The 26,444-nt window shown below is 67.0% G+C and carries 24 protein-coding genes; 19 read left to right on the top strand and 5 right to left on the bottom strand.

The window, feature by feature from the left end; genetic code table 11:
• Positions 1-23: 23 nt before the first annotated feature.
• From E3O42_RS03230 to E3O42_RS03175, 12 genes are all read left to right on the top strand, one after another.
• Positions 24-746: a thymidine kinase gene (locus E3O42_RS03230; RefSeq protein WP_134452481.1), complete on the top strand. Its 723-nt coding sequence runs from the start codon at positions 24-26 to the stop codon at positions 744-746.
• 70 nt (positions 747-816) lie between these two features.
• Positions 817-1,467, top strand: a complete 651-nt coding sequence (locus tag E3O42_RS03225; RefSeq protein WP_134452480.1) for a response regulator transcription factor — start codon at positions 817-819, stop codon at positions 1,465-1,467.
• Positions 1,464-3,890 carry a sensor histidine kinase gene (locus tag E3O42_RS03220; RefSeq protein ID WP_134452479.1) on the top strand — a complete coding sequence of 809 codons (2,427 nt, stop codon included), beginning with the start codon at positions 1,464-1,466 and terminating at the stop codon, positions 3,888-3,890. The genes E3O42_RS03225 and E3O42_RS03220 overlap by 4 nt, the downstream gene beginning before the upstream one ends.
• 237 nt (positions 3,891-4,127) lie before the next feature.
• Positions 4,128-5,555: a tyrosine-protein kinase domain-containing protein gene (locus E3O42_RS03215; RefSeq protein ID WP_134452478.1), complete on the top strand. Its 1,428-nt coding sequence runs from the start codon at positions 4,128-4,130 to the stop codon at positions 5,553-5,555.
• Positions 5,556-5,619: 64 nt separating this feature from the next.
• Positions 5,620-6,225 (top strand): arsenate reductase/protein-tyrosine-phosphatase family protein, encoded by a 606-nt coding sequence (locus E3O42_RS03210; protein ID WP_338144916.1) that lies wholly within the window; start codon positions 5,620-5,622, stop codon positions 6,223-6,225.
• Positions 6,226-6,565: 340 nt separating this feature from the next.
• Positions 6,566-8,035, top strand: a complete 1,470-nt coding sequence (locus E3O42_RS03205; protein WP_420897852.1) for a sugar transferase — start codon at positions 6,566-6,568, stop codon at positions 8,033-8,035.
• A gap of 88 nt (positions 8,036-8,123) precedes the next feature.
• Entirely contained in the window at positions 8,124-9,353 is a 1,230-nt protein-coding gene (locus E3O42_RS03200; RefSeq protein ID WP_166787879.1) for an oligosaccharide flippase family protein, read from the top strand.
• The gene (locus E3O42_RS03195; RefSeq protein WP_134452474.1) at positions 9,350-10,474 is read left to right on the top strand and encodes a polysaccharide pyruvyl transferase family protein; all 1,125 of its coding nucleotides are present in this window, start codon (positions 9,350-9,352) and stop codon (positions 10,472-10,474) included. The genes E3O42_RS03200 and E3O42_RS03195 overlap by 4 nt, the downstream gene beginning before the upstream one ends.
• Positions 10,471-11,601 (top strand): glycosyltransferase, encoded by a 1,131-nt coding sequence (locus tag E3O42_RS03190; protein ID WP_134452473.1) that lies wholly within the window; start codon positions 10,471-10,473, stop codon positions 11,599-11,601. Before E3O42_RS03195 ends, E3O42_RS03190 begins: the two co-directional genes overlap by 4 nt.
• Positions 11,598-12,728 carry a glycosyltransferase family 4 protein gene (locus E3O42_RS03185; RefSeq protein ID WP_134452472.1) on the top strand — a complete coding sequence of 377 codons (1,131 nt, stop codon included), beginning with the start codon at positions 11,598-11,600 and terminating at the stop codon, positions 12,726-12,728. The genes E3O42_RS03190 and E3O42_RS03185 overlap by 4 nt, the downstream gene beginning before the upstream one ends.
• Positions 12,725-13,660 (top strand): polysaccharide pyruvyl transferase family protein, encoded by a 936-nt coding sequence (locus tag E3O42_RS03180; protein ID WP_134452471.1) that lies wholly within the window; start codon positions 12,725-12,727, stop codon positions 13,658-13,660. Before E3O42_RS03185 ends, E3O42_RS03180 begins: the two co-directional genes overlap by 4 nt.
• Positions 13,657-14,031 carry a hypothetical protein gene (locus E3O42_RS03175; protein ID WP_134452470.1) on the top strand — a complete coding sequence of 125 codons (375 nt, stop codon included), beginning with the start codon at positions 13,657-13,659 and terminating at the stop codon, positions 14,029-14,031. The genes E3O42_RS03180 and E3O42_RS03175 overlap by 4 nt, the downstream gene beginning before the upstream one ends.
• 86 nt (positions 14,032-14,117) lie before the next feature.
• Here E3O42_RS03175 and E3O42_RS03170 read toward each other — a convergent pair whose 3' ends face one another.
• Together E3O42_RS03170 and E3O42_RS03165 are read right to left on the bottom strand one after the other, a co-directional pair.
• Positions 14,118-15,251, bottom strand: a complete 1,134-nt coding sequence (locus E3O42_RS03170; RefSeq protein ID WP_134452469.1) for a glycosyltransferase — start codon at positions 15,249-15,251, stop codon at positions 14,118-14,120.
• A 40-nt stretch (positions 15,252-15,291) separates the two neighbouring features.
• On the bottom strand, positions 15,292-15,873 hold the full coding sequence (locus E3O42_RS03165) for an LbetaH domain-containing protein (RefSeq protein ID WP_241984597.1): 582 nt from the start codon (positions 15,871-15,873) through the stop codon (positions 15,292-15,294).
• A gap of 316 nt (positions 15,874-16,189) precedes the next feature.
• Here E3O42_RS03165 and E3O42_RS03160 point away from each other — a divergent pair, with 316 nt between their 5' ends.
• The 6 genes from E3O42_RS03160 (at position 16,190) to E3O42_RS03135 (ending at position 22,662) form a co-directional block, all read left to right on the top strand.
• Positions 16,190-17,479, top strand: coding sequence for a glycosyltransferase family 4 protein (locus E3O42_RS03160; RefSeq protein ID WP_241984596.1), 1,290 nt, complete (start codon positions 16,190-16,192; stop codon positions 17,477-17,479).
• Between the two features lie 129 nt (positions 17,480-17,608).
• Positions 17,609-18,661 carry a GDP-mannose 4,6-dehydratase gene (gene gmd, locus E3O42_RS03155; RefSeq protein WP_134452468.1) on the top strand — a complete coding sequence of 351 codons (1,053 nt, stop codon included), beginning with the start codon at positions 17,609-17,611 and terminating at the stop codon, positions 18,659-18,661.
• Entirely contained in the window at positions 18,658-19,653 is a 996-nt protein-coding gene (locus E3O42_RS03150; RefSeq protein ID WP_134452467.1) for a GDP-L-fucose synthase family protein, read from the top strand. The genes gmd and E3O42_RS03150 overlap by 4 nt, the downstream gene beginning before the upstream one ends.
• Before the next feature lie 237 nt (positions 19,654-19,890).
• Positions 19,891-20,445: a hypothetical protein gene (locus E3O42_RS03145; protein ID WP_134452466.1), complete on the top strand. Its 555-nt coding sequence runs from the start codon at positions 19,891-19,893 to the stop codon at positions 20,443-20,445.
• Positions 20,446-20,571: 126 nt separating this feature from the next.
• On the top strand, positions 20,572-21,885 hold the full coding sequence (locus E3O42_RS03140; RefSeq protein WP_134452465.1) for a UDP-glucose dehydrogenase family protein: 1,314 nt from the start codon (positions 20,572-20,574) through the stop codon (positions 21,883-21,885).
• The gene (locus E3O42_RS03135; protein WP_134452464.1) at positions 21,886-22,662 is read left to right on the top strand and encodes an HAD-IIB family hydrolase; all 777 of its coding nucleotides are present in this window, start codon (positions 21,886-21,888) and stop codon (positions 22,660-22,662) included.
• Positions 22,663-22,940: 278 nt separating this feature from the next.
• On the opposite strand, the gene E3O42_RS03130 is transcribed toward E3O42_RS03135, so the two are convergent.
• On the bottom strand, positions 22,941-23,354 hold the full coding sequence (locus E3O42_RS03130) for a hypothetical protein (protein ID WP_134452463.1): 414 nt from the start codon (positions 23,352-23,354) through the stop codon (positions 22,941-22,943).
• Positions 23,355-23,536: 182 nt separating this feature from the next.
• Between E3O42_RS03130 and E3O42_RS03125 the strand changes: the two genes are divergently transcribed.
• Positions 23,537-24,583 (top strand): LCP family protein, encoded by a 1,047-nt coding sequence (locus E3O42_RS03125; RefSeq protein ID WP_166787878.1) that lies wholly within the window; start codon positions 23,537-23,539, stop codon positions 24,581-24,583.
• Positions 24,584-24,586: 3 nt separating this feature from the next.
• Here E3O42_RS03125 and E3O42_RS03120 read toward each other — a convergent pair whose 3' ends face one another.
• Positions 24,587-24,805 (bottom strand): hypothetical protein, encoded by a 219-nt coding sequence (locus tag E3O42_RS03120; protein WP_134452461.1) that lies wholly within the window; start codon positions 24,803-24,805, stop codon positions 24,587-24,589.
• A 131-nt stretch (positions 24,806-24,936) separates the two neighbouring features.
• Entirely contained in the window at positions 24,937-26,421 is a 1,485-nt protein-coding gene (locus E3O42_RS03115; protein WP_134452460.1) for a DHA2 family efflux MFS transporter permease subunit, read from the bottom strand.
• Between the last annotated feature and the right edge of the window lie 23 nt (positions 26,422-26,444).

Raw genomic sequence — 26,444 nt, 5'->3', positions numbered from 1 at the left:
TATAAAGGGCGGTACCGGCGGTTATGGCGAAACTGTATTTCCGATACGGGGCAATGAACAGCGGCAAGAGCACCTCGATGCTCCAGGCCGCCTACAACTATGAGGAGCGCGGCCACCGGGTGCTACTGGCCAAGCCGTCGGTCGACACCAAGGGCGACCGCGGCATCCTCTCCCGCCTGGGCGTCACCCGCGGCGTCGACTTCCTGCTCACCCCCGGCACCGATGCCTACGTCCTGTTCCAGCAGCACCGCGCCGACACCCTCACCACCACCGGGCTGGACGTCAGTGCCCTGCTCGTCGACGAGGCGCAGTTCCTCACCGAAACCCAGGTCGACGACCTGCTGCGCATCGCGATCATCGAGAACATCCCGGTGCTGGCCTACGGCATCCGCACCGACTTCCAGACCGTCGCCTTCCCGGGCAGCCGCCGGCTGCTCGAGGTAGCGCACAGCCTCGAGGAGCTCAAGACCATCTGCCGGTGTGGGCGCAAGGCCGTGTTCAACGGCCGCAAGGTCGACGGGGAGTTCGTCTTCGACGGCGACCAGGTTGCCATCGACGGCGTCGAGGTTACCTACGAGTCGCTCTGCGGCTCCTGCTACCTCGAAGAGAGCCACGGCGTGCTCAACAATCGTCGCCGGGAGCCGGCGGAGCGAGGGCGCTCAATCGACGTAGATACGCACGAAGCGAATCCGCCCATCGAGAGCGCCCCAGCTTGCCCCCCGGCAAGTTCCCCATCATTACCTTAGGGAAGCACCCCCGGCGGCAAAAGCCGTCATTTATAGGGGCACTCGATCCAGCACGGCAGAAAAGGTAGACATGCACAGTTTCCGCGTTGCGCTGATCGACGACCACGAGATCGTGGCGCGCGGGTTCGCCGGGCTGTTCGAGACCCTGCCCGAGATCCAGGTGGTAGCCACCGTCGCCTCGGTGACCGAGCTGCTCCAGCTCGTGGGGGAGACCCCGGTCGACCTGGTGATCCTCGACCTGCGCCTCTCCGACGGCTCCACGGTCACCGGCAACGTCGACAGGCTGCGGGCCACCGGCGCGGCCGTGCTCGCGTTCACCGGCGGTGATGACGCGGGTCTCATGCGCGCCGCCGCCCGCAGCGGCGTGCTCGGCGTGGTGCGCAAGTCCGAACCCACCGACGTGCTGCTGGACGCCGTCACCCGGGCGGCGGCCGGCGACACCATCGCCTCCACCGAATGGGCGGCGGCGCTGGATGGCGACCCCGACCTCTCCGACGCCGGCCTGAGCCCCCGCGAGCGGGAGGTGCTCTCGCTCTATGCCGCCGGCGCCAAGGCCCCGCTGGTGGCCTCGCACACCGGACTGTCCGAGCTCACCGTGGTCGATTACATCCGCCGGGTGCGGTCCAAGTACGAACGGGTCGGCCGGCCGGCGAACACCAAAATCGACCTGTACAAGCGTGCTCTGGAGGACGGCATCCTGCCGCTTCCCGGCCGCTCATGACCGCGCTGACGGGCGGCACCGGCACCGGCACCCGCGCCGGTACCGCCACGCAGCCGGCACCCGACCCGACAGTGCCGATTCCCACGGTCGCCGAGCCCCCGGCCCACACCGCCACCGCCAACCTCACCCGGCTGCTTTGCATCGCCGTGGCGGCCGCGGCCGGCATCTTCGGCCTGCTTTCGCTGCCGTCATACTTCGCGCAGGCCTGGCAGCCAAGCCCCGGGTTGGCCGCGACCGCCTGGGTGGCGTCGTTCGGCCTACCGATCACCCTGGGCCTCAGCGCCAGGTGGGGGTCGGCGCGCATCCTGCGGGGTCTCGTCACGGCCGAGGCGCTGAGCTTCGTCGTGATCCTCGGCTTCTGGCTCGTCGTGCGGAACGGCCCTCTGCCCGCCGGCGGCGACATCCCCTGGGTGATCACCCTCACCGGGGTGCCCTGCGTTGCCGTGGCCGTCTTCGCCGGCCGGCGCCTGGTCTGGGCGTTCACGGTGCTCGCCTGCCTGCTCAGTGGTCTGGTGCGGTTCAAGACCTCCGCCGACGCCGACCCGGCCCTCATCGGCCTGGCCGACGGCCTGTACTCGTTGCTGCTGGTCAGCGTGTTTGTCGCGTTAACCCTCGCCGCCCGGCGCGCTGCGGCCCGCGTCGACGAGGCCACCCTGCTCACCCGGCAGGCCGAAGAGCACCGGGCCGCGCGGGTGGCCCGCCGGCAGGAGCGGCTGAGCATCGACGCGCTCGTGCACGACAGCGTTATCTCCACCCTGTTGATGGCCGGCCTCGGCCGAACCCGGCAGTACGTGGTCTCCAGCCACGCCTCCAAAACCCTCACCCAGCTCGATGCGCTGCGCTCCCCGCCGCCGCAGCCCGTGGTGTTGGTCTCCGACGCCGCCCGACGCCTTGGCCGGCTGGCCCACCAGATTGCTCCGGATGCCGTGGTGCTGGTCGACAACCCGGCGCGCGCCGGTCGGGAGGCGGGCATCGAACGCACCGTGCCGTCGGCGGCCGTGACCGCAATCTTCGGCGCGGTCGGTGAGGCCCTGCGCAACTCGGTCGCCTCCGCCGCCGGGCACGACCCGATCCGCCAGGTGCACCGCGCCGTCACGATCCTCTCCACCACCGACGGCTTCCAGGTCACGGTCAGCGACGACGGCGTCGGCTTTGACCCGGCCCTGGTGCCTCCGGAGCGGCTGGGCATCGCCGAGTCCATCCTGGGCCGCATGACGCGGCTGCCCTACGGCGCCGCCCACGTGCGCTCCAGCCCGGGCCACGGCACCGACGTGGTCGCAGCCTGGGCCCCCGACCGCAAGCCGACGTCGTTGGTCGAGCTTGTCGAGACCCCCGCTGGCCGGTCCGCAAAGCACGCACTGCCGTCCGACCACACCCCGCTGGTCGAGCCGACCCCGCCGGCCGACCCCATCGAGCCCAACCGCTCCTCCCTGGCGCGCTCCCTGGACCTCACCACCCCCATGGCCCGCCTCATCCTGGGCCTCTTCGTCTTCGTGCACGGCCTCCTCGCCATCATCGACATCGTCCCCGGCCGGCCCCTCGCCCTGATGCTCGGCGCCTACCTCGCGATCGTGCTCTCCGGCATCGCACTGATGCGCCCACTGATCCGCCCCTTCCCGCGCGCGCAGGTGGCCGTGGCCCTCGGCCTCAGCGGGATCGGTGCGATGCTGATGTTCGGCTACCTGCCCGCCAGCACCGACGCACCGTTCGCCCACTGGCACCTCGGCGCGATCACCCTGATCCTGGTGGTGCTCGCGGCCAGGGGCCAGATCCGGTCGGCCTGGATGGGCTACGCGGTGCTCGCCCTCCTCGCGGTGGGCTGGGCGGTCGAGACCGGCCAATCGGCCCTGGTCGGTGTGGACCTGGTCAGTAGGCACGCCGGCACCCTGCTCGCCGGCACCCTGTTCGTGGGCGGCCTCGGCCGCTCCGAACGCGACCTGCGGGTGCTCAACCAGGACGACCTGGCTCGCGCCCGGCAAGACGCCACCACCGTGGCGGCCATCCGTGAGCGCAAGGCCCAGCTCCGGCGGGTCAACGTCCTCGCCCGGCCCACCCTGCTGCGGCTGGCCGAGCCGCACGCCCTCTCCGCTGCGGAGCGCGCCGAGTGCCTGTTCGTCGAGGCCAGCCTCCGCGACGCCATCCGCGGCCGCGCCCTGTTCGTTGAGCCTGTCATCACCGCCGTCAACGCGGCCAGGCGTCGGGGCGTGCAGGTCACCGTGATCGACGACAGCGGCGAAAGCCGGCCGGATTCTCCGGCCGCGCTCGCGCTGACCGTTGCCGACGTGCTCGACACCGTGGCCCGAGGCCGTGTCACTGTGCGGGTGCTGCCGGCCGACCGTCCGGATATGGCGACTCTCGTCGTCGAGTCGGACTTGCACAGCATTCTGGTGGTCGGTGCCGACGGGGCTTTGCGGTCTCCGTGAACAGCAGCAGGGTCGCCGAACAGCGGCAGGGTCGCCGCGAAGACAACCCGATGGCGGCATCGGCGCCGCCCTGTTTCGGTGTCCGGTCCGCGCGCAACACCGTCATTGAGGCCAGCCGACGTGTCAGATGTCGCACGATGGAAATCAGCCGATGGTCACGCCCGCGCAATCGTATGACACCATAAGTGGGGGCGCAGGTACTCGGCCTCGACATGCACTTCATAGAAAGGCCGCTGAGTGGAACTTCGCGACTACATTCGAATCCTGCGCAAGAGTTGGGTGCTTATTGTCTTGTTTACGCTGGTGGGAGTCGGTGCCGCCGCCGCATATTCCCTCACGCTGACCCCCAGGTACACCGCGACGGCGAAGGTGTTCGTGTCCACCCAGGGTGCAGGAACGACCAGCGAACTCCAGCAGGGCAGCACGTTCACCGTGCAGCGCGTGAAGACGTACTCCAGCCTGGTGTCCACGCCCATCGTGCTCCTTCCGGTGATTGACACCCTCAAGTTGGGCATCACGAGCGACCAGCTCGCGGGTCGGGTCACCGCGTCGGCACCATTGGACACCTCGATCATCACCCTCAACGTCACCGACACAGACCCGGTGCGAGCCGCCGACACCGCGAACGCCATCTCGGAGAGCCTCACCGCAGTGGTGGAGGACATTGAGTCCCCCGACGCCGTCGATGCCCTGTCCCCGGTCAAACTCACCCGCGCGCAGGAGGCCACTGTGCCCGCGAGGCCGGTGAGCCCGAACGTGCCTCTGAATATCGTGCTGGGAACCCTCATCGGTCTGGCCCTCGGCCTGGCCGTGGCCGTGCTCCGCGAAACTCTGGAGACCCGCATCCGCAATGAACACGACGTCGAAGGTGTCACCGACGTTCCGATCCTGGGTGGCATCGTCTTCGATCCCCGCGCCCGCGACCGGCCTCTCATCGTGCACGCCGACCCGCGCAGCCCGCGTGCCGAATCGTTCCGCACCCTGCGCACCAACCTGCAGTTCCTCGACGTGGGTCGTACTGACCGCAGCTTCGTGGTCACGTCGTCCATCGAGAGCGAGGGCAAGAGCACCACTGGCGCCAACCTGGCCATCGCCTTGGCGGATGCAGGCTCGCGCGTTCTTCTTATCGACGCCGACCTGCGCCGGCCCACGGTCGCCGAATACATGGGCGTTGAGGGCGCTGTCGGGCTCACTGACCTGCTCATCGGCCGCGCGGAGCTCGATGACCTGATTCAGCCATGGGGTACAGGTCAGCTGTTCGTCCTCCCGGCAGGGCAGATCCCGCCGAACCCCAGCGAGTTGCTCGGCTCGGCCCGGATGAGCCACTTCATCGATGAATTCAACAAGATGTTCGATGTGGTCATCTACGACACCCCGCCGCTCCTTCCTGTGACCGACGCCGCCATCCTGGCCAAGAACGTGGGCGGCGCGATCATCGTGGTCGCCGCGGGACGCACCCACAAGAACCAGCTCAAGGGAGCCATCAGCGCGCTCGACAACGTCGGAGCACCCATCTCCGGGCTGGTGCTCACCATGCTGCCTACGAAGGGACCGGACGCCTACGGCCACGGACGTTACGGCTATGGCTACGGCTACGGCTACGGCTATGGAGACGACGTGGCCGCAGCTTCGAAGCCCGCAGAGGCACCGCAGGTGAGCGTGTGAGGAAGAGCAGGGCCAGGAGCTGACCTCGACGCCGAACGACGCGCCGGCACCGTTCATCCTGCTGGTGGTGTGCACAGGAAATATCTGCCGGTCTCCGCTGGCGGAGCAGCTTCTGCGCGCGCGCCTGCGTGAGTTGGGCGTCCCGGCCAAGGTGCGTAGCGCCGGCAGCCGCGCCATGGCCGGTCACGGTATGACTCCGGAAGCGGCACTCGTCAGCCGCCGGCACGGGGGAGAGAACGACGGCCACGTGGCCCGTCAGCTCACCGAATCGCTCATCGCGGAGGCGGATCTCGTGCTCACTGCCACCCGCGAGCACCGCAGCGCCGTTGCTGCTCTGTATCCGCGTGCGGCGCGGTACAGCTTCACCCTTAACCAGTTCGCCCGCATTTTGGCGCCCATGGTTGCGTCCGGACAGTTATCAGTCGCATCGGCTGCCGACGGCGATACGGGCCGCGCGAACCCAACACAAGCAGCCAACGGCCTGCGGGCCCTCGTGGCCGAGGTCGCCGCGACCCGTGGGTTCTCGCCGCCCCCAGCGCAGCCTGCCGATGACGATATTGAAGACCCGTACCGCCGGACCATGGGCGTGTATGACAGGGTCGGTCTGGTTGTCGACCGTGCCGTGATAACAATCTCACGTGCATTCGGGTCGGCGGCCGGCCGCGCCTAGCCCCGGTGCGCTCCGCGGGTCGAGGTCCCGGGACATCGGTCTCGGTCGACGGCGCAGTTAATCCAGGCGTAACCCAAATGGGGTACGTTATAGCGACGGTCGGTCTCCCGGAAACTGCGGGAGTGCAGCTGATCGCCCTGCCGGATGAAGCGGTTCGCCCACCCCGACAGGTTGTCTCCAGGTGGACACACCATCGGAGACCTTGCCTGGCAATGTCGCCGCCTCTGAAGCCGCCGGCACCCCTGGGTCTGGTCAGGCGACGAGGTGAAGCGATCACTGGATGAGGGCGCATCGGGGGAATGACTCGGTGCGACATGGGGGGAATATGAGCGAAACAGAGATGCTGGCCGGGCACTCGGACACAGTGACACCTTCCGTGAACCGCGACTGGCGCGACACGTATGCAGTTCGGCTGGCCGTGACCGACTTTCTGGTGCTCGTGTGGGTCGTCTTCGGCGTGCAGATCGCCTGGTTCGGTGTCACAGCCTCCGACATCCAGTTCCGTGGCCGGCTCAATGAAGTCGTCGTGAGCTACACGGTGTTCTCCGTGTCGATAATCGCCGCATGGATGCTGATGCTCGGTATCTACGGGAGCCGCGGCTACCGGGTGCTCGGCACCGGTCCCCAGGAGTACAAGCAGGTGGCAAACGGCACTGTGCGCCTTTTCGGCCTGGTCGCCATCGTCGCCTTCCTGTTCCACGTCGATATCGCGCGCGGCTATATCCTGATCGCCTTCCCGCTTGGCGTGATGGTGTTGCTGCTTTCGCGCTGGATGTGGCGCCAGTGGCTGGGTGTTCAGCGCCTCGACGGGCGCTTCTCGTCGCGCGTACTCCTGGTCGGTTCCGAAGCCTCGGCCACTCACCTTGCCCGTGAACTCGCCAGACAACCGTCAGCCGGCTATCACGTCGTTGGCGCGTGCATCCCTAGCGGCCTTGTGGCGGACTACCTTCCTGGCACGGAAATTCCGGTGTTCAGCAACGTTGAGAAGCTGCAGGCGGCGATGGCGTCCGTCAACGCCGACACCGTCGTCGTCACAAGCAGCGACGAGCTGCCCCCGGACCGTATGCGCGAACTCAGCTGGAGCCTGGAACCGGGACGACAGCACCTGGTCGTGGCGCCGAGCCTCACCGACATAGGTGGCCCACGAATTCACACCAGGCCCGTCGCCGGTCTCCCGCTCATTCACGTGGAAACCCCGCGGTATGAGGGCATGAAGCTCTACACGAAGCGCGGGTTCGACCTGCTCGGCAGCGCCTCGTTGATCCTCTGCCTGTCGCCCTTCCTGGTCATCATCGCGATCGCGATCCGGTTGAGCACACCGGGGACCGTGCTGTTCCGGCAGGACAGGGTCGGCATCAACGGCCGCCACTTCAACATGCTCAAGTTCCGTTCCATGGTCACGGATGCCGAAACCCAGCTGGCCGGCCTTCAGGACCTCTCCGAGGGCAACGCCGTCATGTTCAAGATGAAGGACGATCCCCGCATCACAACCATCGGCAAGTTCCTGCGCAGATTCAGCCTCGACGAATTACCCCAGTTGTTCAACGTCTTCGGCGGCACCATGTCCCTGGTCGGCCCGCGCCCCCCGCTCGAGAAGGAGGTGTCGAAGTACGAGAACCACGTGCACCGGCGGTTTCTGGTCAAACCCGGCATAACCGGCCTCTGGCAGGTCAGCGGCCGCTCCAATCTGTCGTGGGAAGACACCGTGCGGCTCGACCTTTACTACGTCGAGAACTGGTCGATGACGGGCGATGTCGCCATCCTCTGGCGCACGGCGAAGGCCGTGCTGGCACGCGAGGGCGCATATTAGCGGCGTCAGGCCCACGGGCCCGTCATCCGCATCGGGCACTGAGGCCGACCTGGACCGCACCCCGAACTCCGAACCGAAGGGCCCGCCCGTGAGCACAGCCCGCCGATATCGAGTGGGTGGCCAGTTCGCCTGGGTGTCCGGCGGTCGCATTCTTGCGGCTCTGATCCAGGCTCTCATCATGCTTTTGCTCGTGCGCGCGGTTGCGCCGGCAGAGTTCGGCTTCTTCGCAGCGGTGTACGGGGTGATGACAGTCGCGCAGACGTTCTTTGACTTCGGCCTACCCACTCTCGTCATTCGCGAGCGCGCCAAGCGGGCGAACCCGGCCATCGTGGCGGCCGCGCTGCGCCTGAATAACTCGCTCTCACTCACCATGGGGGTGCTGCTCGTGGCCGTCACCGGGCTGCTCGGCGTCGTGGCCGACCCCCGGTACTTTCTGCTGTTGCCCCTTGGCCTCTGGGCCGCGGCCGAGCGCAACGCGGATGCCTGGCTTGGCGTGGTCTTTGCCGACGGTGATGCCCGCATCAACACGGCCAACCTGGTGGCGCGGCGCGTGGGGAATCTGGCGATGTTCGTCGGACTCACCCTGTGGACGCCGATCGATCCGGTCCTGGCCTTTGGCATCTCCTCAGCCGCCGCGGCCTGCGCGTCCTGGGTATTCGCCCACGTTTTCGTGGCCAGGCTGCTCGAGTCCACTGAACACGTCGCCGCGCGCTCGTTGATCCGGTTGTCCTGGCCTTACTGGATGAATTCCGTCGCAACCCAGGCGCGCAATCTCGATGCCACGATCATCGGCTTCGTCGCCGGCACAGCCCAGGCCGGGTTCTATGCGGCGGCCGCTCGCCTGACCAGTCCATTGCGCATCCTGCCGACATCGCTGGCCTCGGTGCTCTTGCCGGCTTCGTCCACCCGCAATTCGAGCACGATGCGTGGATTGCTCAAGCTGGTCGCCGTTGTCGTGGGCGGGCTCGGGATCTTCTATCTGATCCTCGGACTGGCTGTGCCGTATGTCGTGCCTTTCGTGCTTGGCGAGGCGTACACCGGAGCCGTACTGACGTTGCAGATCACGGCCGTCGGTCTGGTCTTCGCTGCCGCGGCGTCGTTACTCGGTTCTCTCCTGCAGGGCGTGGGCCTCAAGCACTACGTCGCCGGCACTGCGGTGCTCACCACCGTCGTCTGCCTCATGGGCGTCGGAATCGGCGGGTTGCTGTGGGGCGCCGGAGGCGCCGCGTGCGGATTGGCCTTTTCCTACGTCGTACAGAGCGCCGTCCTGGTGACCCGCCTGACAACCTTCATCCTTCGAAAGGAGCCGAACCGATGAGCTCATCGACACCCCGGCCTTCCCCGCGGCCGCGCCGCACAGTGTTCTACAGCGTCGCCGCGCAGTGGGACAACCTCGGCGACATCGAAATACGAAACGCTGCGCTGGGATGGATCCGCGCCACGGACAGCGACGTCATCGCTTATGCGGGCTCCATGCCGGCGGCATACCTCGCGGCCTTCGACATCGACGAACGAGTCCGGTTCGTCACCAACCCGGTCCGGTATCAGGCTCTGCTCTGGCAATACCTCGTGCGCCGCCGGGCGTCGATAGTCTTCGCTCCGGGGCCGCAGGTATTCGGGCCGAGCGCACGGGCGATCGGCAAATCACTGATCAACCTGGCCAATGTGGCCGCGGTCAGGACCTCCGGCGGTGCCGTACTGGCGGTCGGGCGGTCTCTTCGTGGACGTGGTCGTCTGGCCCGACGGGTTGAGGCCGCCGTTGTGGCGATGTTCCAGCTCTACGTCGTTCGGGACACCCGGTCGGCTGAGGTGCTGGGTGAGGACCTGGCCAGTGCACCCGATCTCGCTTTCGCACATAGTTTCAGCGACGGAACCACTGTCCGCGGCCGAACGAACGTCGTGATCTCCCTGCGCGGCGATCGCCCAATCGCCGTGGATGGTCTGAAGGCCGTTGTCGGCCACTTGCGAGACAAAGGGCTGAACCCGGTTCTGGTCACCCAGGTGAAGCGTGACGATGACCAGCACCGTGCCATCGGCGACGCCCTCGACGTGCCCACCGTCTTGTGGGGCAACCACTCGCATGCCGAGCAGCTCGAGCGGGCTCGCACCGCGTATGCCCAGGCCGGCGCCGTGCTCAGCAACCGGCTGCACGCGCTCATCTTCGGCATTCAGCACGGTGCCTCCCCGATTGCGGTACTCGACCACGCATCCGACAAACTCACGTCCACTCTGCGACCGTGGGTGGACCTGCGCACCACCAGCCCCAGCTTCGACGGCCCCAGTGACGTGGACTGGGCGAACGCAGACATCGTCGGCCTCTCCGGCACGGTCGAGGTGGAGGCTGAACAGGCCCGTGCCGCTCTGGCCGGCGTGCAGGGGCAGTTTTCCCGGTTGCTCGGTGTCACCGAAGTCGCCCCGGTTGCCGAGGTCAGGGTATGAGCCGGCCGCGCCGCTCGCTCGTCGCGATAACTCAGCCATACGTGCCCGGCTACCGGGTACCCCTGTGGGCCAGGGTCGTCGACAACCTCAAGAGCGAAGGCGTCGAGTGCCGCGTGTTTTACGGCGGCGACGCGGAACAGATGCGCATCCGGGCCGGCCGTGGCGACGGTGTCGAGACAGTGTGGGCCACGCAGGTGCCCACGCGAACGCTCACCTTGCATCGTCGGCTGCCCAAGCTCATCTTCCGTACCCTGCCGCGGCGGTGGCGGTCGCGCCGGGTGCTGTTGGTCACCGAGATGCAGGTGTCCAATGTGAACGCGTGGCTGGCCATTGCCTCCGGGCGCCGCATTGTCACCCTCGGTCACGGCTCATCGGACACGACCGACCAGAACCAGCTTGCCGTTGCGCTCGAAAACCAGCTCAACCGGTGGGCGGACCACGTGCTGACCTACACTGAGCGAGGTCGCCGCCATGTCACCGGCGCGGGCCGGGTTCGCGAGAGCCGGGTGACCGCTTTCCGCAATGCAACGGACACGGTCCAGCTGCGCGCCGCCCTGGCCGCGGTGACCCCCCAGCACCAGGCCGAGTTCCGCGCCGCTCACGGGATACCGAACGACGCCGAGATCGACCTCTATCTGGGCGCGTTGAACCGGCACAAGAATATCGACCTGCTGGTGGATGCCGCCCGGACGGTGTTCGCGGCCGAAGCATCCCGCTGGTTGGTTGTTGCCGGCTGGGGAGAAGACGCAGCCCGGCTTGAAGCCCTCGCGGCCGAGACCGGCAGGGTGGTGCTCCTGGGACAGGCCGACGCCGCAGAATACGCCGCCGCCGCGAGCCAGGCCGGTTTGCTCCTGAACCCCGGTCGGGTCGGCCTCGTCGCCGTCGACGCGCTCATCATGGGCCTGCCCATTCTCACCACTTCCGCCAGCGCCCACGCACCCGAATTCGACTATCTTCGGCCGGGCATCGACGTTCTCGAAACCGCCCCGACGGCGGGGGCATACGCCACCGCCTGGCTGGCCGGTCCCACCCCGATCCAGAGTCCGCCGTCTGACGTGCCCTCCGTCGAGGCCGCGGCCGACATCATCAGCGGTGTCATCCTGGCCCAGCTCGAGGAACGTCGATGAGCGCCGGCACGCAGCGCGTACTGCACTACTACGCGCGATACCTTGAACACCCGTCGGGCGTGACCGATTCGCTCAATCACTGGGCAGAAGCGTCTATCGCCGCCGGCGACGACGTGTCGATCCTGGCGGCCCAACCCACGGGCGGTGACCGTAACGAGTTCGCGTTCGAGGGCGTCGTGAAGACCATTCCGCACTGGGGCAGGAGCAGGGGCACCTGGGTGCCCATCGGATTGCTGCGTGAGTTGAAGCGCGGCGACATCCTTGTTCTTCACGAGGGGTGGGTGCTCAGCAATGTCGTGGCCGGTGCCATCGCTCGGATCCGTGGAGCGCGAATCGTGGTGATGCCTCACGGCGTCTACGAACAACAGATCGTTGCGAACCAACGAGATCTGCTGGGCATTCGCGCCCGCATGGACCGGTGGCTGCTGGGCCGGGCCAGCGCAGTGCACGTCTTCTACGGTGGCGAGAAAACCGTCGTTCGAGAGTTCGCGCCGTCCGTCACACGCTTCATCACCGTGCCCAACGGCACGACCGAGGTTCCTGCCGACGCGATGTGGAACGGTGCCGGCGACTATTTTCTCTGGATCGGCCGGTTCGACCTGTTCCACAAGGGCATCGACAACCTGCTGGAATTCTGGGCGAGGCTGCCACAGCCGCGCCCGAAGCTCCGTCTGGTCGGACCGGACTTCCAGAACGGTCGCGCGGCGGCCCTGGCCATGGTCGACCGGCTCGGGCTCGGGGACAGCGTCGATATCGGAGGACGGGTGACGGGCGCGGCAAAGGACGAGCTGCTCGCGAGCTGCCTGGCCTATGTGCACCCGTCCCGGTGGGAGTCCTGCAGCATCATGCTGCTCGAGGCCGCTGCAGCCGGAGTGCCCAGCCTGATTTCCGACAGCATTCACGCTGCGCACGAACTGGGCCCATTGCGGGTACTGCGCTCGGTCGATTTCACCGATGACACCGTCGACGGTCAGGCCACCCTCGAATCGGTGGCCGGCAACCGGGAGCTGGCCGGCAGTGCTTTCGACTGGGCGGCCACGGAAGCCCGGTGGTCCAGGGTCGGCACACAGATGGTTGAGGCGCACACCGCGCTCGGCCTGCGAACACAAGGAGGATTACGCCCATGAGCGTTGTAGTAGTAGACCCCGGGATGACCTCAACGAATCTGGGCGACCAGATTATTTCGGATGCCATCCGCCGGGAATTCGTGACCCCGCTGAGCCGATCGGCCGACGTCGAGGTGATTCCCATGCACGGACCATTGTCTGACGCGTCGCGGAACGCGTTGCGGGCCGCCGACGAAGTTGTCGTCTGCGGCACCAACCTGCTGTCCAACCACATGCGCTTCCGCACCAGTTGGGAATGGGACCGCGCCGACATTGAGCTGGCCAAAGGCAAGCTCACCGTGTTCGGCGCCGGCTGGTGGCAGTACCAGGTGGGCGCCATTGACCCCGTCAGCGCCCGGTGGATGAAGTCCATGGCCGGCGGTCGAACGTGGGGTGTGCGAGATGCGTACTCGGCCAAACGTCTGGCTGCCGCCGGTGTGGCGTCTGCACACATTTCCTGCCCCACCCTCTGGCGGGTCAGCGAGCAACCCTTGCCGTCGACGCAGAACCGAATCATTGCCACGTTCACCGACTACAACCAGGACCCGCTTGCCGACCGCCGGCTGATCGACTTGCTCGAGTCGCGGCATGACGTGCTCTACTGGCCGCAGGGCCCGGGCGATCGGCGTTACATTGAATCGATTTCACCCGGCACGCCCAACTTCATCGATGCAAGCCTGGCTGCATTCGACCACGAGCTGCAGCAGCCGGACACGGCATACGTCGGTCTCCGCCTCCACGGCGGAATCCGTGCCCTGCAGTTCGGTGTGCCGAGCCTGATACTCAGCATCGACAACCGTGCGCGGGAGATCAGCCGCTCGGTCGGTCTCCGTGCGCCTTCCCGGCACGCATTCCGTGACATCGAACATGCCCTGGACGGGCAGAGCCCCGTCGCGATCGAGCTTCCCGCCGACGCGATCGAATCCTGGACGAACACTTGGAGCCTCGCATGAGCAAGCTGACCCCGACCCGACCGGCGACCACAGTCCTGGCGTGCGCAGTCCCGCGCACCTGGGCTTCGGAGCCCGGCTCGACCGCCGCGATCGGGTCCGAAGTGTCGTCGTTCGACTTCGTGCTGGTCTTCAACGCCAACCAATACCGGCAGGTGCTCGAGGCGGCCGGACAGCCGATTCTCATCACCCGTGACTTCAGCGTGACTGATCGCCGGGGCAAGCTGCGGCTGCGCCTCGGCCGTCTCATCGAACCATGGCGGCTCCGTCGCACGCTGCTCAATGAGGGCGTCTCCCGGCTCACGATCCTGCCTGGCCCTGGCGCTCTCGCATACCGCGTCGCCGCCATCATGGGTCGCGTCCCGGTCTCGTAGCGAGAGGGCGACTACCTCTAAACGGACCCGGACGACCCCGTTTAGAGGTACTCGCCGACCGTGGAACGGGCCGGCCGAACAGGGGCCTAGTACCGTGCGGCTGCCGACAGTGCGGTGTCGTAGTGCCCGGCAAGCAAGGTGGCCACCGAGTCGATGGAGAAGTCCCGTTCGATCAGCTCGCGGCCATTGCCGCCCATACGACGCGCCAGGGCCTCATCCGTCAGTAGGGACTCCAGCGCCAGCGTGAGACTCTCCTGGCTGTCGTCGATCACAACGCCGGCCTCGGCGGCCCGCACGAACGGCGCCAACCCGCACGTGTCGGTGATGATGACCGGGAGGCCAACAGAAAGCGCCTCGAGGACGGACATCGGAAACGGCTCATCGACCGACGGTAAGACGTAGACGCTGGCGGAGCGCATTCGCTCCAGGGTCGCTTCAGGGGGAAGCGCGCCGCTCCAGACGATGCGGTCAGCGTGGCCGGAGTCGTCGATTCGGTCCTGGACTGCGCGGCCCTCGCCCTCATCCGGTCCGATCAGGGTGAACTGCACGTCCCGGAATCGGCCGGCGATCTGCACGGCAGCTTCAACGAATAGCTGAGGCCGTTTGCGCTTCTGCAGGCGGGCGAGGAACAGCGCCTCGCGGCGTCCCGAGGATCCAGGGGCCGGCGGGTGGGACCGCGGAACACCATTCGGAATCCGGCTGATCACGAGGTGGGGTCCGCCGACCTTGCGCAGGTCAGACTCTTCCCTGGGCGTCAAAGAGAGAATGCGCCGGGCATCACGCAAGACCGGCCGAGTCAGTGCAGCGTCAAGCGGCACGGCCAGCGGGTTGCTGCTTTCGTCAATCATGCCGTGACACTGCACCACGTAAGGTGCCTTGGCGTTTCGCACAATGGCGGCAGCCGGCAGGGTCACGAGGTCCCGAGCCAGGTGGATGTGCCACATGTCGAACCGGCGCACCTCGCGGTGAACTGCCCGGAGCAGGCCGGGGGACGACATCCCGGCGAAACCGGCACGCGGAATGGCCTGGACGGTCCTGAAGAGCCGCACCGGTACGCCGTCTATTTCGGTCGGTGGACTCTGGAATCCGCGGGTGCCGGCGAATATCGTCACCTCGTGGCCCTTGGCGATCAGCGCTTTCGCCTGGTTGACGGCGACGCGTACCGGGCCGCCGTATGCACCTTCAGGCGTAACGACGGTGACGACTTGGGCTATGCGCATGGATGCCTCATCGGGGGAGTGGTTGTCATGGAGTGGTGCCTCAGTTGAAGCGGGTGCCGAGGGGACCCGGCTTGTCTGTGCTGCCCCAGATGGTATTTTCCGGAACGATGCCCTGAACGGTCGTCCCCGGCTGGATGAGGGCGGAGGAACCGACGTCACTGCCGCCCAGCACAATGCACCGCGACGTCACCCATGCGCCGTCGCCGATACTGATCGGGCGAACGATCAGGGCCATGTCTCGCCGGTGGGCGTGGCTTCCTGTCGTGAGAAAGGTCTCCTGGGAGAGGACGACGTCACTGCCGATGAAAACGTGGTCCTGGTTGTGGAACCACACGCCTTCGCCGATCCAGGAACGGTCGCCGATGTGCAACTTCCACGGGAACTTGACCCGGGTGCGGGGCCGGAAGATCACTCCGTCGCCGATCTCCGCGCCGAAGAGGCGCAGGGCGCGGATCCGCAGCGCCGAACTGATTTGCCAAGCGTTCGTCACCAGCAGGAGCTCGACGATCGCCCACAGGTAGACCTGCGCTTTCGGCCTGTCCCACGCCGCCTTCTCGCCTGGCGCGTCGGCCAGGTTGATCACGCGCACACTACCCGGCTGGTTCGTTTCCTTCAGCCCCACGATGTCCTCCCCACAATTGCCCACCCCCATTGTGCCGCCTTTGTGCCCCGTCCGGGGTACATCGAGTGCCTTCGTGTCGGGTGTTAATGTGACCGAAACCCGCAATTTACCCTCTCGACCTCTCCACTTTGGGGGTGGGGTGCTCTCGTGGTTAGGCTGGGATCCCGCACCGCGACTGTCACCCGGATGGGTGTGACCCGTTCGGGCGCCGCGGTTGGAGACATTGATCCACTTGGGGGATTCTCGTGAAAATTATTGTGCCTGGGTTCGTGCAATTCGCGGCGCGCTGCGCCGCGACAGCGGAAGCAGCTCCACTGTGACCCGTGTGGACATCCCGCCGCCCACGGTCGGCGCGGCCGAGAGCCATGCGCTCAGGGTGCTGGTGATCGGGTTGAACTACACCCCGGAGACCACCGGCATCTCGCCATACACCAGTGCCTTCGCCCGCGGCCTGGCGCAGCGCGGCATTGCGGTGAGCGCACTCACTTCCCACCCGCACTACCCGGAGTGGAAGATCCACAGCGGGTACGGCCGCTGGACCAGCACCGAGGTCATCGACGCGGTGCCGGTCACCCGGTTGCGGCATTATGTGCCGGCCAGCCCCGGCGGCGTGAACCGGCTCGTGTCCGAGCTCTCCTTCGGGCTGCGGTTGCTCTTCGCGCGGTGGGGCCGGCCCGATGTGGTCGTCATGGTGTCGCCGGCACTGTTTTCCACCGCGATCGGCATGCTGCGCGCCCGTCTGAGCTTAAACCGACCTCTGGTGAACGTGTGGGTGCAGGACATCTACAGCCTCGGGATCACCGAGACCGGCATGGGAAACGGCCCCGTCGCGAAGTTCATCACCTGGGTGGAGAAGACCACCCTGAAAGCGGCCGCCGGCGTCGTCGTCATCCACGACAGGTTCGGCGAGCACCTCAGCCGTCGTCTCGGCGTCGACCCCGAGAGCATCGAGGTTGTCCGCAACTGGACCCACCTCGACCCCGGCGCGCCCACGGATGTCGCCGCCACCAGGGCCAGGCACGGCTGGGCCGACGACGAGACCGTCGTGTTGCATGCCGGCAATATGGGAGTCAAGCAGGGCCTCGAAAACGTCGTGCACGCCGCCCGGCTCGCCGACGAACAGAACCGACTGGTGCGCTTCGTGCTGCTGGGCAACGGGAGCCAGCGTGATGAGCTCCAGGAGCTCGGCGCGACGATCGTTCGGCTGCAGTTCATCGGGTCGCTCGATGACGCCGGATTCCAGGACGCGCTCTCGGCCGCGGACGTGCTCCTCGTGAATGAGAAGCCGGGTGTCTCGGAAATGGCGGTGCCCAGCAAGCTCACGTCGTACTTCAACGCAGCCCGCCCGGTCATCGGGGCGACGGACCCGGAGGGGCTCACAGCCAGTGAGATCGAAGCCGCCGAAGGCGGCCGGATTGTGCGTGCCGGCGCCCCCCAGGCGCTCCTGGACGCCGCACTCGCACTGGGATCCGACCCGGAACTGGCCCGAACTCTGGGCGCGAACGGGTTTCGTTACCGCACAGAGGTGCTCGGTGAGGCTGCGGCCATCGACCGATTCGCGGGTTGGCTGGGCACTCTCATGGCGCGTTCCAGCACCCGTAGATGACGTTGCCGGGTACCCCCCGTTTGCGTCACCGCACCCGAATCCATATGCTCGGCCTTGAAGTGAAACAGCCCGGCATCGACGACGGACGTCACGTCCGATCGCTGTTGCCCGACACCCCTGGGGGACCAAATGACTAAGCGCGCGCTCATCACCGGAATCACCGGTCAGGACGGTTCCTACCTGGCGGAGCTGCTGCTCGCCAAGGGGTACGAGGTGCACGGTCTGATTCGTCGCGCGTCGACGTTCAACACCTCGCGGATCGATCACCTCTACGTGGACCCGCACGACCCGACGGCCAAGCTCTTCCTGCACTACGGCGACCTGTCCGACGGTTCACGCCTGGTGACCCTGCTGGCCGATATCCAGCCTGACGAGGTCTACAACCTGGCCGCGCAGTCGCATGTGCGGGTGTCCTTCGACGAGCCGGAGCACACCGGTGACACCACCGGGATGGGCACCATCCGTCTGCTCGAGGCCGTACGGATGGCGGGCATTCACCCGCGGTTCTACCAGGCGTCCAGCTCGGAGATGTTCGGTGCCACCCCGCCGCCGCAGAACGAGGACACCCCGTTCTACCCGCGTTCCCCGTACGGCGCCGCGAAGGTGTACTCCTACTGGGTGACCAGGAACTACCGCGAGGCGTACGACATGTTCGCGGTCAACGGGATCCTGTTCAACCACGAGTCGCCGCGCCGCGGTGAGACCTTCGTGACGCGCAAGATCACCCGGGCCGTCGCCGCGATCAAGGCCGGCACCCAGGACCACGTGTACCTGGGCAATCTGGATTCGATCCGGGACTGGGGCTACGCCGCCGAGTACGTGGAAGGCATGTGGCGGATGCTGCAGGTGGACGAGCCCGACGACTTCGTCCTGGCCACCGGTGGTAACTTCACCGTGCGCGACTTCGTCGAAACCTCGTTCAGCCATGCCGGACTGAACTGGGAAGACCACGTCAAGTTCGACGAGCGCTACCTGCGCCCGACCGAGGTCGACGCTCTCGTCGGCGACGCGTCCAAGGCCCAGGACAAGCTCGGTTGGAAGGCTGAAGTCGACACCGCCGAGCTGGCCCGCATCATGGTCGACGCCGACATCGCTGCTCTGGAGCACTCCGGTCGGCCGTGGATCGACGAGGTCAAGCTCACCAGCTGGGGAACCCAGCTAACCAGCTCGGGCACAAAGTGACCGATGCAGCGACGGACACCCGCGATCAGGTCGACTTCACCCCGGCGGCCCTGGACCGGGACGCCCGGTTCTACGTGGCCGGGCACCGTGGCCTGGTCGGCTCCGCCATCTGGCGGCGCCTTGAGGCGGAGGGTTTCACCGACCTCGTCGGCCAAAGCTCCGCCGAACTGGACCTGAAGGACCGCGACGCGGTGTTCGCTTTCTTCGCCGAAACCACGCCACGATACGTGGTGCTGGCCGCGGCGAAGGTCGGCGGGATCCTGGCCAACAGCACCTACCCGGTGGACTTCCTCAGCGACAACCTGCGCATTCAGGTCAACGTGCTCGACGCCGCTCTCAAATACGGTGTCGAACGCGTGCTGTTCCTGGGTTCGTCGTGCATCTACCCGCGCCTGGCCCCGCAGCCGATCCGGGAAAACACCCTGCTCACCGGCCACCTCGAGCCCACCAATGACGCGTACGCGATCGCGAAGATCGCGGGGATCCTGCAGATTCAGGCAATCCGCCGTCAGTACGGGCTGCCGTGGATCTCGGCGATGCCGACGAACCTGTACGGGCCCGGCGACAACTTCTCGCCCACGGGCTCGCACGTGCTGCCGGCGCTGATCCGCCGCTACGACGAGGCCGCGCAGTCCGGTGCGGTCAGTGTCACGAACTGGGGCACCGGCACACCGAGGCGTGAGTTCCTGCACGTGGACGACATGGCCGAAGCCTGCCTGCACCTGCTGGAGCACTACGACGGCCCGGAACAGGTCAACGTGGGCACCGGCCGTGACGTCACCATCCGCGAGATCGCCGAAACCATCGCGAGGGTTGTCGGCTTCACCGGCACGACCGAATGGGACACCGACAAGCCCGACGGCACCCCGCAGAAACTCCTCGACGTGAGCAAGCTGGCCCAGGCCGGCTGGACGGCGAAGATCGGGCTCGAAGACGGGCTCCGCAGCACCGTGCAGTGGTACCGCGAGCACGCGCACAGCCTGCGCGAGTAGCGGCGGCCCGCCGAAATGGGCGGCTGGCCGGGGAGATTCCAGTGAGTCATGGAGGCGCAATTGACACGCGCAGTTCACAGAGATGAAACACGCAAACTGGATAACCGCTGTTATTTTCCCCTAGTGTTGGCGTAAGCCCCCCATTTGGGGAGGGGGCCGCTTCGGTCGAAGCATCGCCAGTGTCGGCACCTTTCTTGCACACCATCAGGGGGTATTTCCATGTTTAAACCGTCGTTAGTGGCCACCGCTCTCGCGGCTCTCGCAGTCTTCGCAGTTCCGGCCGCAGCCAACGCCGCCGGTTATGTCCCGGACGACAACATCAGTGTCGCGGGTGACATCACGCCTGACGCCACCGTTACGGTCAGCTTCATCGACGGGTCCTTCACCCCGGAGGAAGAAGTCTCCTTCACCCTCTCCGGCGAAACCGCAGTGGACGCCACCCTTGCGACCCTCAAGTCGGTCGTGAACTCGCCCAGCATGGTCAAGACAGGCACCGACACGGGCGCCGTCGCTCTCGACGTCACCCTGCCGAAGGACGCGTCCGGCACCTATACCATCACGGCAACCGGCCTGACCTCCGGAACCACCGGCACATCGAGCCTCACCGTCTCAGACGCTGACGCGACAGAGGGCGCCGGTGCAGCCTCAGGCGCGCCCATCGGTGGCGGCCTCGCCAGCAGCGGCTACAACGGGCCCATGCTCGTCATCTGGGGTGCAGCCGGCACGCTGCTCCTCGGTGTGGCAATGGTCGTCGTGCTCGGCGTCGTTCGCCGCCAGCGCGCAACCGTCTAGTCCAGGATGTAGAGCGATACACGAGCCCCTGCTCACCCGCGCCTGTCCGCCGTCTTCCAATCATCAACCGTCGCCAACCGGGCAGCCCAGGGGCTGCCGGTAGGCTTGTCCCATGGGGAATCACACATGAAAATATCTGTAATCGGCTGTGGCTACCTCGGCGCAGTGCACGCATCGGCTATGGCTGAGCTTGGCCATGAGGTTGTCGGTATCGACGTGGACGCGGCCAAGATAGCGGCGCTGTCCGCCGGCAAGACTCCGTTCTTCGAGCCCGGCCTGCCCGAGGTGCTCACCTCCGCCATGGCATCGGGCCGGTTGCGTTTCAGCACCGACATCGCGGATGCGGCCGGCGCCGCCGTGCACTTCGTGGCCGTCGGCACCCCGCAAAAGAAGGGCAGCCACGCCGCCGACCTCAGCTACGTGGACGCGGCGGTCGAGGCTCTTCTGCCACACATGGCCGCCGGCGACCTGATCGTGGGCAAGAGCACCGTGCCGGTGGGCACAGCGGCACGTCTCGCCGCGGTCATCACGGCGTCTGGATCCGGAGCGACCCTGGCATGGAACCCCGAGTTCCTCCGCGAGGGTTTCGCTGTGCAGGATACGATCGCCCCAGACCGGCTTGTTTACGGTGTTCCCGCCGGAGAAGCCGGCGAGCGCGCTGTCGCGCAGCTCAATGAGGTCTACGCGTCGGCCATCGCCACCCAGACCCCGCTGGTGGTCACCGACTACGCCACGGCCGAGCTCGTCAAGGTCGCGGCCAACGCCTTCCTGGCCACCAAGATCAGCTTTATCAATGCCATGGCCGAGATCGCCGAGGTTTCCGGCGCCGACGTCACCCAGCTCGCGGATGCGATCGGCTACGACTCCCGTATCGGGCGCAGGTTCCTGAACGCGGGGGTCGGTTTCGGCGGCGGCTGCCTCCCCAAAGACATTCGGGCGTTCACTGCCCGTGCCGAGGAACTCGGTCGCGGCGAGTCCGTCGCGTTCCTCAAGGAGGTCGACGCCATCAACATGCGTCGCCGACAGCGCGTGGTTGACCTCACTGTCACCGCTCTGGACCGCCCGGTGTACAACGCGAAGGTGGCCGTGCTCGGCCTCAGCTTCAAGCCGCACTCCGACGACGTGCGCGACTCACCCGCCCTCGACGTTGCCGTTCAACTGCGCGGTCTTGGCGCCAACGTCGTGGCCACAGACCCCCAGGCGATCGAGAACTCCCGTACGCGGCACCCGCAGCTCAACTACGAGACCGACCTCGAGGTGACCCTACGCGGGGCATCCGCCGTGGTGCTGGTGACGGAATGGCCGGAGTTCAAGGCCATCGACCCGGTCTGGGCTGCCACACTGGTGGAAACTCCCACCATTGTGGACGGGCGAAACACGCTCGATGCTGCGAAGTGGCGTGCCGCCGGGTGGACTTACTACGGATTGGGCCGCCCCTAAATGACAAGAGAACATCCTCGGCTGGTCGCGTTCGACCTTGACGACACCCTCGCACCCTCGAAGTCGCCCATCGACGCCCGCATGGCCGGCCTCATAGTGCGCCTGCTTGGCGTGGCGGAGGTGTGTGTGATCTCGGGCGGCCAGTTCGCGCAGTTCACCATGCAGGTGATCGACAACCTGGTCGATGTGGATGAGCGGGCCCTGACCCGTTTGCACCTGATGCCTACCTGCGGAACCCAGTACTACCGCCACGAGGACGGCGCCTGGGTGCAGGTCTATGCCGAGAACCTCACGGACGACCAGAAACAGCGCGCCCTGGCCGCTGTGGAGGCCACCGCCAAAGAGCTCGGCTTCTGGGAGGCCGATACCTGGGGTCCGATTCTCGAAGACCGGGGATCGCAGATCACCTTCTCTGCGCTCGGCCAGGCCGCACCGGTCGCGGCAAAGACGCAGTGGGACGTCGACGGCGCAAAGAAGACCGCCCTCCGAGAGGCCGTGCAAGCGCTTCTTCCCGATCTCGAGGTGCGCTCGGGCGGGTCGACCTCGGTGGACATCACCCGGCGTGGCATCGACAAGGCCTATGGCATGAACCGACTGGCAGAGCTCACCGGCATCCCCCTGGACGACATGCTCTTCGTCGGTGACAGGCTCGACGAAAACGGCAACGACTACCCGGTGAAGGCCCTCGGTGTCGACTGTGTGGCCGTCGAGAACTGGGAAGACACTGCGGTGTTCCTCGACGAACTCATTCCGGCGCTGGAGACCGTTTCCCCGTAGAAGGTGCTGGTGGCGGGTTCGTCTCGGCGGAATCCTGCAGCAGGTGTTCGTCGATGCGAGCGTACATCGCGGTGAGTGGCGTGGAGACTTCGCGTTCGAACCAGCGACGCAAGCCAAAACGGGTTGACGGCATGGGCACATCCTCTTCGGGGAGCATGGTGTTGCAGTGCCGGCGGGTCCGACGCTCGAAAGCGGCGGGGTAAGCGCCACGATCGCTGTCACGATACCCCGGTGTTGCCCGCAGGGCGAGCCGGTGTGTGGAGCTTGCGCCGAGAGCGCTACTCGCTGAGACCTTCGGTGACGCGCTCAACCTGGTCGGGGCAGCTCTTTGCGGCGGATTCCTCGAGCACACGATGTGCCAGCTCCTCGCGGGACTGTGCCGAAAGCCCCTCGGTGGCATAGGTGGACAGCATCTTGTCGACGGCGGCGTTCAGATCGAGGTCGGGGCGCTCGGTCAGGTTGCTGCAGACCACCTGGCTATAGAGGTTCACCATGGTGTTGGTCTGCTTTTCGACCAGCTGTGGCTCGGTCTGGGCCTGCTCGTCGGGCAGCTGCGCCTGGGTCTCGGTCGAGGGGGTCGGCGTTGGCGTCGCGGAGTGGGTGGGAGTGGGCGTGGGCGTCGGGGCGGAGGCGGCACATCCAGAGATCAGGATGATGCCAAGGAGAACGGTGGCCGGAGCAAGAGGACGCATTCAGCGAGCTTACCCGGGGATGTCAGAACGCCGCTCGAATGGGCAGGAGCCGTCACACCTCTGCGCACCCGGTTGGGGACCCCCACTTCGGGTGTCGGCACAATGGAGGACACTATCCGGGTCTGAATCGGCGGACTATGGTGTGCGCACCGCAACCCCACCGGTCCGCAGGAGGCAACCCGATGCCCGAAGTGCAGAATGCTCCAACGCGCCATCTCGCTCCGCCCCCGCCAGGCCGTCGGGCCTGGTGGATCGTTTTTCTGGTGTTCGGCGTGTTCGCGGTGGTGGTGCTTGGAGTGGCGGCCGTGACGGTGTGGAACCTCTCGCGCAGTTTCGAATCGGTGGAGAAGATCCCCGAAGCGTTCCCCGCCGATGAGGCGGCTCGGCCGCCGGTGGCGACCGGCGTCGCGGCATCCGCAATGAACTTTCTGCTGCTGGGCTCCGACAGCCGCGGAGCCGGTACCGGGTCGATCGCCAACCTCAGCGGGCAACGCTCAGACACCATCGTGATCGTGCACGTGCCCGCGGACCGCAAAACGCTGTCGGTGATGTCGATTCCCCGGGACAGCTGGCTGGCTATTCCCGGCCACGGCGAGGCGAAGATCAACGCGGCCCTGTCGTACGGCGGGGTGCCGTTGGCGGTGCAGACGGTGGAGGGGCTGCTGGGGTCGCGCATCGACCATGTGGCGGTCGTGGACTTCGCCGGGTTCGCGGCGCTGACTGATGTGCTCGGCGGGGTGGACATCGACAATCCCATCGCCTTTGAGGCCTACCATCTGGAGGGCCACACCTTTCCGCAGGGGATGCAGCACCTCAATGGCACCGAAGCGTTGGCTTTCGCCAGGGAACGCTACGCATTCGCCGACGGCGACTTTCAGCGCGTGCGCAACCAGCAGTTGCTGATCAGCGCACTGCTCAGCGGCTTGATGCAAAAATCGGTGCTCGCGAACCCGGCCACGATGGGCGGCGTGATCGAGGCCGTGAGCCCCAACCTCGCGATCGACGAAGAGCTTTCGGCCACCGACCTGGTGAGCCTGGGTGTGGAGCTGCGAGACGTGCGGGAGGGCGACGTGACCTTCTTCACCATCCCCACGGCCGGAACCGGCACCTCCGCCGACGGGCAGTCCATCGTGAACCTGGACTGGGCGGCGCTGCCGGCTTTGCAGGAGGCGTATCGCAGCGACACCCTCGCGGGAATTCTGCAGCCGCAGCTGCAGGCGGCCGGCTGAGTGCTACGCCGGCTGCGCCGGGCGGGCGGGGGAGCGAGAGGTGACCGCGGCGAGCGCCGTCAGGGCCAGCAGCGCGCCCAGGGCGGTGCCGGCGGTGTTGGCGAGGACGTCGAGCGGGGTGGGCCAGAACGCGATCAGGGCGAGCGAGAGCAGGTCCGTGGCAGCCAGCCAGCGGGCGGCGCGGCGGAGGGCGGCGTGGCGGCGGTGTGCCAGGGCGTTCACGCGACCACCTGTGTGCTGTGGGTCACGGCCTCCGGCAGGGTTCATCGCGGGAGGACATCGCCGCCAACGGACCAGGCTCCCAGCGTGGCGAGGCCAAGCTGGGAGGCCAAGGTGCGGCGATCGGAGGGCGCTCAGCGGCCGCCGGGAGCTTCGACGCGCTTGGGCAGCAGGAATACCAGAAGCAGCGCCACCACGCTCAGCCCGGCGCTGACGGCCATCGCCAGGGTGGCGCTGTGGGTGAAGCCGGCGGCGAGGGCATCCGCGCCGGGCCCGGCGACCACCAGGGTACCGAAGAACACGCTGCCCACCACGGCGATACCCGCGGCGCTGCCCACCCGCTGCATCACGCCGATGACGCCGCTGGCCGCGCCGGCCTCGGTCGGGTCGACAGTGGCAACGATGAACGCGACGTTCGGCGCGATGAAGCAGCCGCTGCCGAGGCCCGCGATGAACAGCGGCGGCAGCAGGATCCAGTTGGTGAGGTCAGAAGGGGCGGTGAGCAGGAGCACCAGCCACACCCAGACCAGACCCACGGTGACCAGGGCCACGCCGCCGACGAGCACGGTGCGACCCAGGCGTTCGGTGAGCCGGTTGCTCTGCGACGCGCCCAGGATCGAGCCGATCGCGAAGGGGATCGAGACCAGGCCGGACTCCAGTGCGGTGTGGCCGAGGCCCGCCTGCCAGAGGATCGAGATTGTGAAGAAGATGCTGGTGAATGCAGCGAAGTAGACCAGGGCGAGGATGACGCCGCCGGTGAAGGCGGGATGCGAGAAAAGGTGCGGCGGCACGAGCGGGCTGTTGCCGCGTCTGGTCACGGCGACCTCCCAGGTGCCGAACGCCACGATGAGCAGGGCGCCGGCGGCCAGCACCAGGTAGGTCCAGAGCGGCCAACCTCGGTCCTGGCCCTCGATCAGCGGCACCAGCAGGGCGACCAGACCGGCGGAGAGAAGCAGCAGGCCCACCACGTCGACGCGGGCCGGTGCCGGAGCGCCCTGTGCGGAGGCGGTGCCGGTGCCGGCGGGCAGCAGGAAGGCGGCGGCGATCAGTGCGATCACGCCGATCGGCAGGTTCACCCAGAAGACCAGTCGCCAGCCCTGTTCTACGCCGAAAGCCTCGATGATCAGGCCGCCCACGATGGGGCCGAGCGCCGTGGATACGCCGATGACCGAGCCCATGATGGCGAACGCCTTGCCGCGGGAGGCAGGCGGGAACATTAGCTGGATGACGGCCGTGACCGCGGGCACGAACATGCCGCCGGCCAGACCCTGCACGACGCGGGCGATGATCAGCTGTAGGTCGTTCTGCGCGAGCCCGCAGGCGAGACTGGCGACGGTGAAGAGAGCGAGCCCGGTGAAGAACACCCACTTGTGGCCGATCCGGTCGCCGATGCGGCCGGCCGGGATGAGGGCCAGGCCGAACGCCAGTGCGTAGCCGGAGATGATCCAGGACAGCGTCGCCTCGGAGGCGTCGAGACTGGTTCGGATGCTCGGCAGGGCCACGTTCACGATGGTGGTGTCCAGGAGCGCCATGAACATGCCCGACATCAGCACGATCAGCGCCTGCCAGGCGCGCCGGGAGACCGCCGGTTGCGGGGCAATGCGGGGGGAGTTCGTCATGGCGGACCTTTCGTGAGTGACGG

Origin of the sequence: Cryobacterium adonitolivorans, from assembly GCF_004402695.1 — a bacterium.
GTDB classification, from domain to species: Bacteria; Actinomycetota; Actinomycetes; order Actinomycetales; family Microbacteriaceae; genus Cryobacterium; species Cryobacterium adonitolivorans.
Note: the sequence above shows the minus strand (reverse complement) of the source record. Positions and strands in the feature narration are given on the sequence as shown.

Coding starts and splice junctions, on each gene's coding strand:
- E3O42_RS03230 (WP_134452481.1), top strand. CDS start 24: ATGGCGAAACTGTATTTCCGATACGGGGCAATGAACAGCGGCAAGAGC.
- E3O42_RS03225 (WP_134452480.1), top strand. CDS start 817: ATGCACAGTTTCCGCGTTGCGCTGATCGACGACCACGAGATCGTGGCG.
- E3O42_RS03220 (WP_134452479.1), top strand. CDS start 1,464: ATGACCGCGCTGACGGGCGGCACCGGCACCGGCACCCGCGCCGGTACC.
- E3O42_RS03205 (WP_420897852.1), top strand. CDS start 6,566: ATGCTGGCCGGGCACTCGGACACAGTGACACCTTCCGTGAACCGCGAC.
- E3O42_RS03195 (WP_134452474.1), top strand. CDS start 9,350: ATGAGCTCATCGACACCCCGGCCTTCCCCGCGGCCGCGCCGCACAGTG.
- E3O42_RS03190 (WP_134452473.1), top strand. CDS start 10,471: ATGAGCCGGCCGCGCCGCTCGCTCGTCGCGATAACTCAGCCATACGTG.
- E3O42_RS03185 (WP_134452472.1), top strand. CDS start 11,598: ATGAGCGCCGGCACGCAGCGCGTACTGCACTACTACGCGCGATACCTT.
- E3O42_RS03180 (WP_134452471.1), top strand. CDS start 12,725: ATGAGCGTTGTAGTAGTAGACCCCGGGATGACCTCAACGAATCTGGGC.
- E3O42_RS03175 (WP_134452470.1), top strand. CDS start 13,657: ATGAGCAAGCTGACCCCGACCCGACCGGCGACCACAGTCCTGGCGTGC.
- E3O42_RS03170 (WP_134452469.1), bottom strand. CDS start 15,251: ATGCGCATAGCCCAAGTCGTCACCGTCGTTACGCCTGAAGGTGCATAC.
- gmd (WP_134452468.1), top strand. CDS start 17,609: ATGACTAAGCGCGCGCTCATCACCGGAATCACCGGTCAGGACGGTTCC.
- E3O42_RS03140 (WP_134452465.1), top strand. CDS start 20,572: ATGAAAATATCTGTAATCGGCTGTGGCTACCTCGGCGCAGTGCACGCA.
- E3O42_RS03135 (WP_134452464.1), top strand. CDS start 21,886: ATGACAAGAGAACATCCTCGGCTGGTCGCGTTCGACCTTGACGACACC.
- E3O42_RS03130 (WP_134452463.1), bottom strand. CDS start 23,354: ATGCGTCCTCTTGCTCCGGCCACCGTTCTCCTTGGCATCATCCTGATC.
- E3O42_RS03125 (WP_166787878.1), top strand. CDS start 23,537: ATGCCCGAAGTGCAGAATGCTCCAACGCGCCATCTCGCTCCGCCCCCG.
- E3O42_RS03115 (WP_134452460.1), bottom strand. CDS start 26,421: ATGACGAACTCCCCCCGCATTGCCCCGCAACCGGCGGTCTCCCGGCGC.